The following is a 14,618-nucleotide window of genomic DNA, read 5'->3' on the forward strand; positions in this document are numbered from 1 at the left end:
GGAGCGCGCGCAACCGCGAGGATCGTGAACGCCGCATGGCAGTCGCGTTGCACGGCGGCCCGCACTCTTGTCCGCCGCGCCGCCGCGGCCGTACGGTCGAGCCATCGCACCACGCAACACCGCCCGACCGTGTGCCCGAGAGGCTCAGGGGCTCGACTGCAACTCGAGTTACACCGGTTCGAATCCGGTCACGGTCTCCACGACGAAACCGCCCGCTCCCGCTGTAGCGGGGGCGGGCGGTTTCGTCGTGGGCGGGGTCAGCGCGTGGACACCGCGTCCGGCTCCTGGGCGCCCCCGTCGGCGGCTTCGGCGGGCAGCGGGCGCGCGCCGCGCGCCTTGCGGACCGCGTACGCGATGAGGACGACGGCCAGGCTGCCGAGGCTCGTCAGCAGCTGGGTGCGCTGGTCGGCGATGACCGCCATGGCCACCAGGACGGCCGCGAACCCGGCCATCACCACCCAGGTGAGATACGGGAAGAGCCACATCCGCAGGGTCAGCCGCTCGGGCGCCTCACGCTCCAGCCGGCGCCGCATGCGCAGCTGGGACACGCCGATCATGAGGTACATGAAGATGGCGATCGCGCCCGAGGAGTTCACGAGGTACGTGAAGACCGTGTCCGGGGACAGATAGGCCAGGAGAACCGAGATCCAGCCGACCACTGTTCCGGCCAGGATCGCGCGGACCGGGACCTGGCGCTTGTTCGTCGCCACCAGCCACGTGGGGGCGTCGCCGTGGGTGGCCAGCGCCCGCAGCATCCGGGAGGAGACGTAGACCGAGGAGTTGAGCACGCTCAGCACGGCCGTGAGGATCACGATGTCCATCACGACGCCCGCGCCCGGCAGCCCGATGATCTTCCAGGCCGCGACGTAGGGGCTGGCCAGGACCTGGGCGCTGTCCCACGGCACGATGGTGACGACCAGGACGATGGAGCCGACGTAGAAGAGGATGATCCGCCAGATGATGCCGGTGGTGGCACGGGCCACCGACCGCTCGGGCTCCTTGCTCTCGGCGGCGGCGATGGTGACGATCTCGGCTCCGCCGAACGCGAAGATGACCACGACGATCGCGGAGAAGATGGCGGTGAAGCCGTTCGGGGTGAAGCCGCCGTGCGCGGTCAGGTTGGAGAAGTCGAAGGACGAGTCCGGCCAGGCGCCGAAGACGTAGAGACCGCCGACGATCAGGAAGGCCACGATCGCGGCGACCTTGACGGACGAGAACCAGAACTCGAACTCGCCGAACGACTTCACGGAGAGCAGGTTGGTCGCGGTCATCACGACCATCAGGCCCATGGCCAGGACCCAGAGCGGCAGATCGAGCCACGCGTGCAGGATCGCAGCGCCCGCGACGGCCTCCACGGCCACGATGATGACGTAGTAGTACCAGTACAGCCATCCGATGGTGAAGCCCGCCCACGGCCCGATGGCGGTGCGGGCGTAGTCGGCGAAGGAGCCCGCGGACGGCTTCGCCACGACCATCTCGCCCAGCATCCGCATGGTGCACAGCACCAGGGCACCGGCCAGGCAGTAGGACACGATCGCGGCGGGGCCCGCGGTCTTGATCACGGAGCCGCTGCCGACGAACAGTCCGGCGCCGATCGCGCCGCCGATCGCGATCATGGACATGTGGCGGTTGCGCAGGGAGCGGCTGAGTTCCGGTTGCGGGCTCTGCGGCTCTTTCTGCGGTACGGAAGAAGTCATGGCAGCTCCAGTCAGGGGCAACGTCGTACAAGGGGGCGGGGAAACCCCTCGGGCGGGTGCGGGCGCGCCGTCGGGAAGCGGCGGCCCCGCGGCAGGGATCCCGCCGGGGCCGCCGGGGCGGCGGTGGTCTCAGGTCCAGTCGCCCTCGCGACCGCCGCCGATCACCCAGCTGAGCGACCGGAAGCGGCGCAGCGCCGTCACGGCGTCGGGGGTCTGGATGCGGACGGTCCGGGGGCCGGACAGTTCGACTCCGGACAGTGCGCCCGCACGGTCCGCGAGGTGCGGGCTGTCCACGTCGACCTCCACCACGTGCGGTGCGGGGCGCGGGGCCGGGCGCGGCGGGGGTGACGAGAGCGCCGCGGCGGCCTCACGGCGGATGTCGGCCTCCGTGACGGCGGGGGTCCGGCAGACGGCCGCGTGCCGGGAGATCGCCCGTTTCACGGTGACGGTCCGGCAGCCGGGTGCGTACACGGCCGCTTCGCGGCAGGTCACGTCGTCGCCGGTGACGAGGACGACGGGGACGCCGGCCTCGGCGGCGACCAGGGCGTTGAAGTGGCCCTCACCGACGGGCTCGCCGTCGATGCGGACGCCGAGGATGCTGTGCGAGAGGTAGGTGTGCGCGAGGACGCCCTGTTCGCCGGCGCCGGTGTGGTAACCGACGAACGCCACCGCGTCGAGGCCGTCCTCCAGCCCTTCCATCATGCCGAGCGGCTTGTGGCGGCCGACGATGAGGACGGCGCGCGGGTCGAGTTCCTCGATGAGCACGTTGTCCATGCCGCAGTGGGCGTCGTTGACGACGATCTCGTCCGCACCCGCGTCGGCGAATCCGGCGACCGCGGCGTTGACGTCCCGGGTGAGGAGGCGGCGGAAGCGTTCGTAGCGCGGTGTCCCCGCTTCGACGTCCGCCGGGGAGACGGTGCCCGTCGCCCCTTCCATGTCGGCGGATATGAGGACCCGCTTCACCCCGCCACCTCCTGCTTCCCCGCCGGCTCCGAGCCGTCCGCGCACAGCGCCACGAGGGCGTCCGCGTGCGAGAGGCCGCTCTCCTCGACGACTTCGCGCACGCTCTGGGCCTCGCGGACGAGGGCGAGACGGACCTGCCCGGCCGCGTCCGTGCGGTAGCCGTACACAGCGGGTCTGGGCAGGGAGTTGTACGAGAAGTGCGAGGAGAAGTAGTACGCCCCGGTGTCGTACAGCGCCACCACGTCCCCGGGCTCGATCGCCGGGAGTTCACGGGCGATGGCGGTGAGGTCCCCGGCGAAGCAGCACGGCCCCGCGATGTCCACGACCTGGAGCGGGCCCTCCTTGGGCCGGCCCGCCGCGTCGAACACACCGGCGCGCAGGGGCCAGGCGTCCGGCATGAACACGGTACGGGTGGCCACCTGGGCACCGGCGTGGGTGACCGCGATCCGCCGGCCGCCGGCCGACTTGGTGTACTCGACGACCGAGCCGATGGTGCCGCTCTTCGCCAGCAGCGAGCGGCCGAACTCGGTGACGAGGGTGTACCGGCCGTCGAAGAGTCCCGGGGCGGCGGCGCGCAGTTCGCGGACGTAGTCGCCGTACGTGGGGCGGTCGTCCTCGTCGGTGAAGTTGACGGGCAGGCCGCCGCCGATGTCCAGGCCGGTGATCTGTGCGCGGCCCAGCTGCCCGTTGATCCGCTCCGCGAGCTCGTACGCGGCGCTGACACCCTGGGCGATGAGCGGCAGCGGGCAGCCCTGGGAGCCGACGTGCGCGTGCAGGCGGTCGAGCCAGGGGCGCCGCGTGAAGGCGTCGACGACCGCGTCCACGGCTCCCGGGTCGCGCAGGGCGACGCCGAACTTGGACGTCGCGGTCGCGGTGCTCATCGCTCCGATGGCGCCCGCGCCGACCTGGGGGTTCACCCGCAGCCCGATGGGTCCCGACGGCTCGCGGCCGGCCAACAGGCGGTCGACGCGCTCCAGCTCCTGGAAGTTGTCCAGGTTGATCGCGATGCCGTGCTCCAACGCGAACTCCAGCTCCTCGACCGTCTTCGCGGGGCTGTCGAAGACCAGCCGGTCGGGCGTGAAGCCGGCGGCGAGGGCCTGCTCCAGCTCGCCGGGTGAGGCGACCTCGCAGCCCATGCCGGCCTCGGCGAGCAGCCGCAGGACCGGCACCAGTCCGCATGCCTTGGCCGCGAAGGTGTGCTGGACGGTGGCCGGTCCCTCGAACGCCTCGTTCAGCGCGTCCACCGCGGCCAGCACCCCGTCGACGTCGAGGAGGCCGACCAGGGGCGCGCCGGGGCCGAGCAGGCCGTCCTCGACGGCACGGGCCAGCGCCGCCTCGCGGGCGCGCTTGCGCTGGGGGGCCGAACCGGAAGTCACCTGAACCACACTCCTGGGGGTCGCTCGTGCACCGCGTCCATCGGGACGCGGGCCGTTGTGCCCAGCTTCGGGGTGCGGAGCCCGTCATGTCTTCGTCGTTCACGACCACACCTGGACGGCTCTCCTGTCCGGCACCACAACCAAATGATCATGTCGGGTCACAGTCGGCGCCCCCGGCTCACTCGGTACGCCGCCCCAGTCGCAGCCCCACGTCCGCCAGGAGCCGCACGGCCGGATCGGCCAGGTCGACGCCGAACAGCTCCCTGGCCCGGCGCAGCCGGTACCGCAGCGTGTTGGGGTGCACATTGAGGTGCCGCGCGGCGGCGGCGGTGTCGCCGAAGGCGTCGAGGTGTGCGGCGACCGACTCGCCGTACCGCGATCCGTGCGCCCGGTCGTGCTCGGTCATCGCGTGCACCGGCCCGCGCACGGATCCCCACAGCGGCTCCACCCGGTCGAGCAGCCGCAGCACCGCGGCCTCGGCCGCCACCTCCGCGTACGAGGCCACCGCCGAAACGGCCCCGCCGGCCGGCAGGCGTGCGGCCCGCTCCCTCAGCACCCGCACCACCAGCTCCGCCGCGTCACGGGAGGCGGGCAGCTCCGCCAGATCCGCGACCACGGGCCCGGCGCCGGCGAAGACCGCGCCGCGCGGCAGCCCCCGGGCCGTCGCCAGCAGGGTGCGCGCGGGGTCCGCCTCGCCGTCGGCGGCAGGCACCAGGGCGTACAGCCGCCGGCCCGACCGCGCGGTCACACACCCGGGGCGGTAGGCGGCGGCCTGCAGCGCGAGGACGTCCAGCACCCGCTGCCCGACGTCACCCGGCGCGGGCTGCGGACCGTCGTACGCCTCCGCCACCAGCACCGCGTAGGGCCGGCCCCGCACGATCCCGACGTCGTGCGCCGCCTGCGCGCTGCCCGCCAGGAGCGCGTGCACCGCGCCCTCACGCGCCCGGGCCGCGGCCCGGCCCCATGTGCGGTGGTGCGACAGATGTGCCACCGCCGCGCGGCCCGCCGTCCGCAGGGCCGCCACCGCGTCGTCGGCCAGCGGACGCCCGTCGCCTGCGGCCCAGATCGAGCCGAGCACCTCGGAGCCGTGCCGCACCGCGACGGCCAGCCGTTCGGCGTACCGGTCGTCGGCGGGGAGCCGCACGACGTCGTCGGTGTTCCACAGTGCCTGGAAGAAGCCGCTCTCCCGCAGTTCGGTGACCCGCCAGCGCGGCACCTCCTGGCCGAGGATCGTGAGCCTGCGCATCGGATCGGGCTCGTGGTCCATGCGCGAGTACGCCAGCACCCGCGACTGCGGGTCCTCGATCGTGATCGCGCCGCCGACCAGATCCGCCACGGTGTTGGCCAGGCCCGACAGATCGCCCAGCCGCAGGCCGTCCACCCCGCCCGCGCCCGCGGACCGGTCGGGGACGCTGTGCGCCAGCGCCGTCCGCAACCGGCCGAGCACCTCGGTCCAGCCCTGCCCCGGCCCGCGGGTCAGCAAGGCCGTACGCCCCCGCTCCGCAGCGTCCAGCAGAGCCGTCCCGGGTCCCCGGGTGCCGCGCCGCATCACCACGGCCGCCGCTCCGGCGCGGTCGGCGGCCCGCAGGACGTCGGCCGCCTCGGGCGATGCGGCCTCCACGCCGACGGCCAGCAGGACCAGGCCGGTGGCCGCCCACGTCTCTTCGTCCCTGTCGTCGCCAGGGTCGTGCAGCACCACGTCGGACACCCGCACATCGGTGCCGCACGGTGCCGCGACGACATCGACCGTCCCGGCGGCGATCAGCGCGAGGAGCTGCGCCAGGGTGGGACCGCTTTCGGGGCGGTCCGTCTCAAAGGGGTGCATCCGCACATAGTGACCCGGTCCGGCCCGGCGCGGCCATGTCCTCCGTCACCGCGCCGGGGGCCGGGATCAGGTCCTGGGCGCGGCGACGGCCGCCTGGGGCCTGATCGGGAGGCGGTTGACCGGGCGTCCGGTGGCCGAGCGGACTGCCGCGGCCACGGCGGCCGGCGAGGTCACGACCGGGATCGCCGAGGCGGGCTTGGCGCCGAAGGGGGCCACCACGTCGCGTTCCTCGACGAGCTTGACGATGCGGATGTCCGGTGCGTCCAGCGCGGTCGGCAGGGCGTAACCCGTCAGGTCGGGGTGGCGGATGAGGCCGCGGGCGGTGCGGAGGTTCTCCGTCAGGGCGGTGCCGATGCCCTGCGTGATGCCCGCCTCGATCCGGGTCGCCAGCTGGGACGGGTTCAGGACCCGGCCGACGTCCTGGGCGATCGCCATCTCCACGACACGGATCGAGCCGAGCTCGATGTCGACGTCCACCACCGCACGGATCGCGCAGAACGCGAGACCGACGAAGGCGTCGCCCTGACCCGACTCGTCGAGCGGCTCGGTGGGGTGGGGGCGGCACTGGGCGGTGGCCCAGAGCTCCTTGCCGTCCATCGCCTCAGCGACGGTCGTGGAGAGCACCCCGTCGTACGAGGTGATCTTGCCGTCGGCGATCTGGAGCAGCTCGGTGGACATGCCGAACTTGTGGGCCAGCGGCTGGAGCAGCTGGGTGCGGACCATCTTCGCCGCGCGTTCGACCGCTCCGGCGGAGACCCAGGTGTGGCGGCCGTGCGTCGCCGGACCCGCCGGAGGCTGGTCGGTGTCGACGGACGCGACGTGCACCTCCTCGATGCCCAGCGTCTCCTGCACGACCTGACGGGCCAGCGTCGAGAAGCCCTGCCCCGTCTCGACGGCGGCGCAGATGACGGTGGCGATGCCGTCGTGGACCCGGACCGTGGCCGTGGAGACCTCGTCGGCACCCTCGGCGCCGAGCATGTGGACCATGCCGAGCGCGTACCCGACCCCGCGCCGCACGGCGCCGGGTTCACCCGCGCCCTCGGGGCCGCCCGGCAGCAGCCAGTCGTCCTCAGGGGTGTCCTTGGGCAGCGAGGGCAGCGGGAAGTCCCGTACGGCGCGCAGGAGCTCCGCGACCGGGGCGGGGCAGGTCACCGTCTGTCCGGTGGGCAGGATGTCGCCGGTGGACAGGGCGTTGCGCAGCCGCAGTTCGGCGGGCTCGATACCGAGCTTGGCCGCCAGCTTGTCCATCTGGCCCTCGTACGCGGCACAGACCTGCATCGCGCCCTCGCCCCGGACGTGGCCGGACGGCGGGTTGTTCGTACGGACCGCCCAGCCCTCGATGAAGGCGTGCGGGACCACGTACGGACCACAGGCGAAGGCGACGGCGGCGGCCAGGGACTCGGACGAGGAGTCGGCGTACGCGCCCGCGTCCAGGAGGATCTGGGCCTCGACCTTGACCAGGCGGCCCTCGGCGTCCGCGTGGTGGCGGTAGCGGAGCAGGGTCGGGTGGCGGTGGGCGTGACCGAGGAAGGACTCCTCGCGGGTGGCGGCCAGCTTGACCGGGCAGCCGGTACGCAGCGCGAGCAGGCCGAGCGGGAGCTGGAAGCCGGGGTCCTCGCGGTCGCCGGTCGCGCCGGGCACGCCGGTGACGACGAGCTTCACCCGGTCCGGTTCGAGGCCGAAGCAGGCGGCGGCGAGGTCCCGGTCGGTGTGCGGGTCGGTGGACGCGGTGTAGATCTCCACGCCGCCGTCGGGGCGGGGCACGGCGAGTCCGGCCTCGGCGCCGATCGGGGCCGGGTCCTGACGGCCGATGCGGTACAGGCCCTCGACGACGACCTCGCCGACGATCTCGGGGTCGCCGTAGCGCAGCGGGATGTGGCGGATCAGGTTGCCGTCGGGGTGCAGCGGCTCGGCGGCGAACGCCTTCTCCGGGTCGGTGACCGGTTCCAGCACCTCGTACTCGACGGCGATCGCGGCAGCGGCCAGCCGGGCGGTGTCGGGGTGGTCGGCGGCGACCGCGGCGATCGGTTCGCCGTGGTGGCGGACCAGGTCGGACGCGAAGACGGGCCGGTCGACGACGAGGCGGCCGTAGTCGCTCTCGCCGGGGACGTCCTCATGGGTGACGACCGCGCGGACGCCCGGCATCTCGGCGGCGGCCGAGGTGTCGATGGACAGGATGCGGGCATGCGGGTGCGGGGAGCGGAGCACGGCCGCCCAGAGCAGTCCCTCGGCCCACAGGTCGGCGGCGTACGGGAAGGTGCCCTCGGTCTTCGCGCGGGCGTCGGCGGGCGGCAGGGAGGCGCCCAGGCCGAGCAGCGGCTGCTCGGTCTCGGGGCCGCCCGGGCCGTCCAGTGACGGGATGCTGATCGCCGTGTGGGTCGCGCCCGCAGCGGTGGCCGCGTCGTTGCTCACGCCATCCCTCCGTCCTGCAGATGGGCCTGCACACTACCCGCGCCCGGCGCCGCCTGGTGCGGGATGCGGGCCTCGTCAGGCTCCGCGACTTCCTGCGCGGGTACGGAGGCCGCCTCGGAGGCGGCCTCGCGGCCCGCGACGACCTCGTTCACGGCGTCGAGCACGCCGCGGTAACCGGAACAGCGGCAGAGGTTGCCGCAGAGCGCCTGTCGGGTCTCCAGCTCGCTGGGGGCGTGGTTGCCCTCCAACAGGTCGTGGATGGTCATCGCCATGCCGGGGATGCAGAAGCCGCACTGGACGGCACCGCAGTGCGCCAGGGCCCGCTGGACGTCGGACGGCTCGCCGTCGACGGCCAGGCCCTCGACCGTACGGACCTCGCTGCCCGCCGCCGTGGCCGCGGGGACCAGGCAGGAGGCGACGAGACGGCCGTCCACCTGGACGTTGCAGGCACCGCACTCGCCCTGCGAGCAGCCGTCCTTGGCGCCGGCGAGGCCGAGGCGCTCGCGCAGTACGTAGAGCAGCGACTCGCCGATCCAGGCGTCGGTGACGGGCCGGTCGGCACCGTTCACATGGAGCACGTAGGAGGCGGCGGGATGCTCACTGGGCAGGTCGAGCGGGGCGGCGGGCACGGCCTCCGCGACGACGTCGTCGGGGGCCGCGTCAGCCGGCTCCCCTTCGTCCGGAGGCGCGTTGTCCGGGACCGCGTTGTCCTGGGCGGTGTCGTCGTGGGCGGTGTCGTCGTGAGCCGTGTCGTCGTGAGCCGTGTCGTCGTGAGCCGTGTCGTCGTGGGCCGCGTTGTCCGGGGCAGCCGCGTCGGGCTGCTCCGGGGCGGGCTGCTGCGCGTCGCCCTCGGGAACGGCGTCCGGCGCGGCCTCGTCCACCGGGGTCCGGTGCGCGGGGTCCTCGGGTGTGCCCGGGACGGCTTCCGCCACGGGGCCGGCGACCGGGTCCGGGCCGGGCTCGTCCGCGGGGACGTCGGCCGGCTCGCCGGAGGCGGGCTCCGGCAGGTGGCCCAGGTCCGTCCCCAGCACCGGGGTGTCCCTGGCGCCGGGCTGCGGTTCCTGCGTCGCCCACGGCGCGGGCGCACCGCCCGGCAGCGTGGCCGGCGGGGTGCGGTCCGCGTACAGGCCGGCGGCCAGCGCGGAGGCCGAGAACTCGCCGGACTCCTCCGGGAGCTCGCCGTCGGCGACCGGGATCGTCCACTGTCCGGTGTGGCCGGCCGGCTCGGCGGGGCCTCCGGACTCGGCGAAGTTCCACTGGCCGGTGGCGGCCGGGTCCACGGGGTACCGGTCCGGGTACTCCTGGGACGACTGCGACCCGGGCTGCGGGTATCCGTACGGTGTCTGCTGCTGGTTGGGGTCCGGCCAGTGCACCGCGGCGGGCGCGGGCTCCGCACCGGGGCCCTGCGGGTCCGGCCTGCCGTGCTGGTCCTGCTGGTCCGGCGTCTGGACGAGCCAGCTGCCGGTGGCCGCCGGGTCGAGGCCGGCCGCGGGGGTCAGCGGAAGGATCATCGGCGGCACGTATCCCTGGCCGGGTGCGGCCAGCGGGATGTTCGCCAGGTCCTCCGGCGGCAGGTGGACGAAGGCGGTCGCCTCCGCGTCGTACTCGCCGCTCTGCGGGGTGGGCTCCCAGCCCCCGTGCTGATCGGTGCGGTCCTCGTTGCTCACGACAGTGCCCTCCCCAGCGCGCGTCGGGCCAGCGCGGCGACGGTGCGCCGCAGGTGCAGTACGGCGGGAGGCAGCGGTGGCGCCTGACCCCCGTCGGCCGGTGGTGCCTGGTCCGGGATGCAGGCCGCGGCGACGTACTCGCCGAAGGCGGCCAGCGCGTCGGGGGCCAGGCCTCGTTCGCCGTCCCAGTCGATCAGTGAGGCGATCCAGTGCTCGGCCTCCAGCGGCCGCAGCGGCATCGGCGCGATGGCGCCGACCGCGCAGCGCACGCCGCGCCGGGCCGGGTCGAGCACGATCGCGACGGAGGCGGTGGCACGGCCGGGGCCGGTGCGTCCGGTCGCCTTGAGGAAGACCTGCGGGGCGTGCAGCAGGGGGACGCGGACGAAGCCGATCAGCTCGGCGGGCTCCAGCATCTCGCGGCCTGCCAGCAGGTGCGAGACCGGAATCTCGCGGCGCGCGCCACCGGGGCCCGCGATGACGAGCTCGGCCTCCAGGGCGGCGAGCACCGGCAGGGCGTCGCCGGTCGGTGCGGCGGTGGCGATGTTGCCGCCGAGCGTTCCGGCGTTACGGATCTGGGGCGGGCCGGCCGCGCGCGCGGACGCGGCGAGCGCGGGGATGAGGGCGGCGAAGTCGGGCCGCCCCATGCGTGCGTGGGTGAGACCGGCGCCCAGCAGGGCGTGGCCGTCCTGGTAGTGCCAGCCGCGGAGTTCGCTGATCCGGCCGAGACCGACCAGCCCGGAGGGGCGCAGGAGCCCCTTGTTGACAGCCGCCATCAGGTCCGTGCCGCCTGCCACGGGGACGGCGGCGGGCATGGCGCCGAGTGCCGCCACGGCCTCGTCCAGCGAGGCAGGCAGCGTGACGGACTGCGTCGCCTGCGGTGCGTGCGTGGTCAACCCAGCTGCCCCTTCCCGGTGTCCCGGCGTCCGGCCTGTTTCGCCGTACGGTACGTGCTCAAGGCCCGGACGTGGCAACTCTGGCACATCTTCGGACCGGCCCGACGCGAGGGTCCACGAAGGGAGTATCCGTCCCCGACCAGGGGAATGATCCCGTTTCGCACCTCTTCGGCACGGAGTGCGAATTGCCGTGCTTACACGTGCTTGTACGACATATCCGTTCCGGTGGGCGGAGGCTTCCCCGGGTGGGTTCCCCTCCCGAACGACGCCGCCACCACGGCCCCGGGGGCGGTGGTGGCGGCAACCGGACGGCGTCCGGACTCACACGTTCGGGGGTGTTCCCTCGATCGGGCGCCCGAGGACACCGGGGCGCCGCTGCCACGGCAACGGGCCGCCCGGCGGCCGGTAGTCGACACCGAGCGCGTCAAGTCGCGCGTAGTGCGTGGACATCCGGCGCTCGAAGTCCGCGAAGTCCCGGTCCGCGGGGGCGGGCAGGGCCGACCAGGCGACCTCGGCGAAGGCCGCGAGGCGGGGAAAGACCTGGTAGTCGACGCGGGACCGGTTCTGCATGACCTCGGTCCAGACGTTGGCCTGGGCACCGAGGACATGACGGGCCGCCTCCGGGGAGAGCCCCGGCGGCACGGGCTCGAAGCGGTAGACGTCCTCCAGGGTGCGGACGTATCCGATGGGCATCGGCTCGTCGGGGCCGCCGTGCTGACGGTGGTCCAGGTACACCTGCTGCTCCGGGCACATCACGACGTCGTGCCCGGCCTCGGCGGCCGCGATGCCGCCGGCGTACCCGCGCCACGAGGAGACGGCCGCGCCCTCGGCCAGCCCGCCCTCCAGGATCTCGTCCCAGCCGATGAGCCGGCGGCCCCGCGCGGTGAGCCAGGTGTCGAAGTGGCGGATGAACCAGGACTGCAGCCCGTCCTCGTCGGCGAGGCCGAGTTCCTTGATGCGCGCCTGCGCGGCCGGCGACTGCTTCCACTGGTCCTTGGGGCACTCGTCGCCGCCGACGTGGACGAACGGCGAGGTGTCCGCGGGGAAGAGCTCCAGCAGCTCCTCGAAGACGCCCTCGAAGAAGCGCAGGGTGTGGTCGGAGGGGGCGAGCACGTTCGGGTTGACGCCCCAGTTGTCCCAGACGGTCAGCGCGGTGGTGTCGGTGACGTCGGTGTTGCCCAGCTCCGGATAGGCGCTGATGGCGGCCTGCGAGTGGCCCGGGATGTCGATCTCGGGGACGACCCGGATGTGGCGCTCGGCGGCGTACGCCACGATCTCGCGGATGTCGTCCTGCGTGTAGTAGCCGCCGTGCGGCGTCTCGTCCCAGAGCTCGGACGCCCGGTGGCCGTACTTCGTGCGCGAACGCCACGCGCCCACCTCGGTCAGGCGCGGGTAACGCTTGATCTCGACGCGCCAGCCCTGGTCGTCGGTGAGGTGGAAGTGGAAGACGTTCAGCTTGTGGGCGGCGAGGAGGTCGAGGTAGCGCAGGACGTCGTCCTTCGGCAGGAAGTGCCGTGCCACGTCGAGCATCAGGCCGCGCCAGCCGAAGCGGGGGCGGTCCTCGATGTCCGTGAACGCGAGGGCGGTCTCGGTGCGGCCGTCGACGGGCGCCCGGCGGAAGGCCTCAGGACCCAGCAGCTGACGCAGCGTCTGGGCTCCCCAGAAGACTCCGGCGGGGCTGCCGCCCGTGATCACGACGCTCTCGTCGGGCTGGGTGGTCAGCCGGTAGCCCTCGGACGCCAACGCCGGGTCGACGCGCAGCCGGATCGCGCGCGCGGCGTCCTCGCCGCCCGGTGCGAGCGGCAGACCGAAGGCGGCGCCGAGCGTGGCGCGCAGCCACCGTTCGGTGCCCTCGGTGCCGGGTGCCGCCGCGATGGTGGTGGACGGATCCAGGAGGAATCCGCACCGCCCTTGGTCACCGACGCTCACGGGCGCCGGGATCAGTTCCATGTCCATGACGTCAGTCCTTAACCGCTCCGCCCAGTCCCGAGACCAGGCGTCGCTGTACGAGTACGAAGAAGACCAGCACGGGCACGGTCATCACCGTCGAGGCTGCCATGATCCCTCCCCAGTCGTTTTCGTCCGGTTTGAAGAAGACCAGCAGCGCCATCGGGAGCGTCGACTGGGAGGTGTCGCTGATGAGGAAGGACTTCGCGAACAGGAAGTCGTTCCAGGTCGAGATGAACGAGAAGACGCTGGTCGCCACCAGCCCCGGGAGGACCAGCGGGAAGAGGATCTGCCACAGGAACCGGGTACGGCTCGCCCCGTCGATGTACGCGGCCTCCTCCAGGGCCTCGGGGACGGCCTTGACGAAGCCGCGCAGCATCCAGATCGCGAACGGCAGCGAGAAGGCCAGGTGCGGCAGGATCAGCGAGCCGAGCGTGTTCAGCTGGCCGAAGTCCCGCATGAGGAAGAACAGCGGGATCGTCAGTGCCTCGACCGGCACCATCTGCGCGACCAGGAACATGATCAGCAGGGTGGTCCGGAAGCGGAACCTGAACCGGGTCACCGCCGTGGCCGCCAGGAAGGCGATCAGCGCGGAGGCCACGACGACCGTGCCGGCGACGAGCAGGCTGTTCAGGAAGTAGCGCCCGAAGTCCTGTTGCTGGAAGACCCGGCGGAAGGAGTCCAGGGACGGCGACAGCGTCCAGGGCCGCGGGTGCGCGGACTGGATCTCGCCCGCAGGCTTGAGGGCGGAGAGCACCATCCAGTACAGCGGGAAGGCGACGGCGGCGGCGATCAGCAGGGCCGCGGCCTCGGCGGCGAGCCGGCCGGGCCGGCGGACGCGCAACAGGGACGGCAGACTCACAGTTCCTCCCCCTGGCGCCGCATCAGGCGCAGATACACGAGCGTGACGGCCAGGAGGATCACCAGCATCACGACACCGATCGCCGAGCCGAGGCTGTACTGCGAGGACGCGAACGCCTTCTGGTACGCGTACACGTTGAGCACCAGGTTCTGGCCGGCGATGCCTCCGCCGTTGGTCATGACGTAGATCTGGGTGAAGACCTTGAAGTCCCAGATGACCGACTGGACGGTGACGACGACCAGGATCGGCCGCAGCATCGGCGCCATGACCGACCGCCAGATCCGCCACTGCGAGGCCCCGTCCAGCGCGGCCGCCTCCAGCACCTCGGCGGGGATCGCCCGGATGCCCGCGTACACGGTCACCATCACGAACGGGAACGAGCACCACAGGACTTCGAGGAGCACCAGCGCGAAGGCGCTGTAGCGCCCGTACGTCCAGGAGTGGTCGCCGAGCCCCAGCAGCCGGTTCACCGGCCCGAAGTCGGCGTCGAAGAGGAAGACCCAGACGGTCGAGCCGGTGATCGCCGGGGTGGCCCAGGCACCGAGCGCGGCCATCATCAGCGCGAGCCTGGGCACGGCCCGCACCCGGGTCAGCAGGACGGCCAGCGCGCAGCCGGTCAGCAGGGTGGCCAGGACGCAGGCCGCGGCGAAGACCACGGTGGCCAGGAGCACCTGCCAGAGCTGGCTGTCGCGGAAGAGCGTCGCGTAGTTGCCGAAGCCCTGGAAGGTGGCCGGTTCGCCTCCGCTGACCTGGGCCTGGGTGTACTCCAGGAAGGAGATCAGGCCCAGCTGGTAGACCGGGTAGACCAGCAGCCCGCCGATCGCCACGAGTGCGGGCAGCAGATAGAGCCAGGGAGTCCAGCCCGGCCGCCCGGCGGGTGAGGCCGGGCGGCCGCGGCGCCGGAGCGGGCGGGGAGGGGGAACGTCCGCTCCGGGTACGGGGGGCGCTTCGTACGCCGTGCTGTTCGCCGTCATCG

The 14,618-nt window shown here is 73.2% G+C and carries 10 protein-coding genes and 1 tRNA gene; 1 reads left to right on the top strand and 10 read right to left on the bottom strand.

Going from position 1 to position 14,618, the window contains the following annotated elements:
- Nucleotides 1–125 precede the first annotated feature (125 nt).
- A tRNA-Cys gene (locus ABT025_RS21390) sits at nt 126–200 on the top strand.
- A 57-nt stretch (nt 201–257) separates the two neighbouring features.
- Here the strand turns inward: ABT025_RS21390 and ABT025_RS21395 are convergent.
- The 10 genes from ABT025_RS21395 to ABT025_RS21440 form a co-directional block, all read right to left on the bottom strand.
- Nucleotides 258–1,697, bottom strand: a complete 1,440-nt coding sequence (locus tag ABT025_RS21395; protein ID WP_350996631.1) for an amino acid permease — start codon at nt 1,695–1,697, stop codon at nt 258–260.
- A 129-nt stretch (nt 1,698–1,826) separates the two neighbouring features.
- Complete coding sequence (locus ABT025_RS21400) at nt 1,827–2,660, bottom strand: M55 family metallopeptidase (RefSeq protein WP_350996634.1); 834 nt, start codon at nt 2,658–2,660, stop codon at nt 1,827–1,829.
- Nucleotides 2,657–4,036 carry a type III PLP-dependent enzyme domain-containing protein gene (locus tag ABT025_RS21405; protein WP_350996636.1) on the bottom strand — a complete coding sequence of 460 codons (1,380 nt, stop codon included), beginning with the start codon at nt 4,034–4,036 and terminating at the stop codon, nt 2,657–2,659. Before ABT025_RS21405 ends, ABT025_RS21400 begins: the two co-directional genes overlap by 4 nt.
- 178 nt (nt 4,037–4,214) lie before the next feature.
- A complete protein-coding gene (locus ABT025_RS21410) occupies nt 4,215–5,861 on the bottom strand; it encodes a PucR family transcriptional regulator (protein WP_350996639.1) in 1,647 nt (548 codons plus the stop codon).
- A gap of 66 nt (nt 5,862–5,927) precedes the next feature.
- The gene (locus ABT025_RS21415) at nt 5,928–8,273 is read right to left on the bottom strand and encodes a xanthine dehydrogenase family protein molybdopterin-binding subunit (protein ID WP_350996641.1); all 2,346 of its coding nucleotides are present in this window, start codon (nt 8,271–8,273) and stop codon (nt 5,928–5,930) included.
- Nucleotides 8,270–9,940, bottom strand: coding sequence for a 2Fe-2S iron-sulfur cluster-binding protein (locus tag ABT025_RS21420; protein ID WP_350996644.1), 1,671 nt, complete (start codon nt 9,938–9,940; stop codon nt 8,270–8,272). Before ABT025_RS21420 ends, ABT025_RS21415 begins: the two co-directional genes overlap by 4 nt.
- On the bottom strand, nt 9,937–10,833 hold the full coding sequence (locus ABT025_RS21425) for an FAD binding domain-containing protein (RefSeq protein WP_350996647.1): 897 nt from the start codon (nt 10,831–10,833) through the stop codon (nt 9,937–9,939). The genes ABT025_RS21420 and ABT025_RS21425 overlap by 4 nt, the downstream gene beginning before the upstream one ends.
- 321 nt (nt 10,834–11,154) lie before the next feature.
- Complete coding sequence (locus ABT025_RS21430; protein WP_350996650.1) at nt 11,155–12,789, bottom strand: beta-N-acetylhexosaminidase; 1,635 nt, start codon at nt 12,787–12,789, stop codon at nt 11,155–11,157.
- A 4-nt stretch (nt 12,790–12,793) separates the two neighbouring features.
- The gene (locus ABT025_RS21435; RefSeq protein ID WP_350996653.1) at nt 12,794–13,642 is read right to left on the bottom strand and encodes a carbohydrate ABC transporter permease; all 849 of its coding nucleotides are present in this window, start codon (nt 13,640–13,642) and stop codon (nt 12,794–12,796) included.
- Complete coding sequence (locus ABT025_RS21440) at nt 13,639–14,616, bottom strand: carbohydrate ABC transporter permease (RefSeq protein ID WP_350996656.1); 978 nt, start codon at nt 14,614–14,616, stop codon at nt 13,639–13,641. The genes ABT025_RS21435 and ABT025_RS21440 overlap by 4 nt, the downstream gene beginning before the upstream one ends.
- Nucleotides 14,617–14,618: the final 2 nt, after the last annotated feature.

Source organism: Streptomyces sp. NPDC002809 (genome assembly GCF_040295435.1).
Lineage (GTDB): Bacteria > Actinomycetota > Actinomycetes > Streptomycetales > Streptomycetaceae > Streptomyces.